This is a genomic window from Desulfobulbus alkaliphilus, assembly GCF_016918545.1.
In the GTDB taxonomy this organism is placed as follows: Bacteria; Desulfobacterota; Desulfobulbia; order Desulfobulbales; family Desulfobulbaceae; genus Desulfobulbus; species Desulfobulbus alkaliphilus.
Window position 1 is genome coordinate 1 of record NZ_JAFFQC010000444.1, and the last position, 384, is coordinate 384.

Sequence of the window (384 nt, forward strand, 5' to 3'; positions counted from 1 at the left end):
TGGCATAGGCGTGCGCCTGTGCTACGGCCACAAGGTGCTCTACGGCTACACCAACCTGGCCAGCCGCGACGAGCTGCTGCGCATCGTCAGCCTGCTGGCGGCCAAGGACAAGCGTGACCCCGTGGTCACCGCCACTGCCTTCGATTTCACCCCCATCACAGACCGCAATCCGGTGGCCCTGCCGCTCTCGGCCGACAAGCAGCTGGAGCAGAAGATTGCCTATCTGCATGCCATGGATGCGGTGGCCCGCGCCGAGAGCGGCAAGGTGAGCCAGTTCTCCGGCAACGTGCTGGGCTGGGAGCAGGAGGTGGAGATCTTCAACAGCGAAGGGCTGCAGGTGAGCGATCGCCGCCACTACAACCGCATCATGGCCCAGACCATAGC

General features: G+C 64.6%; 1 pseudogene. It reads left to right on the forward strand.

The window, feature by feature from the left end:
• Positions 1-384 (forward strand): annotated as a pseudogene (locus tag JWG43_RS19330) (TldD/PmbA family protein); the annotation flags it as partial.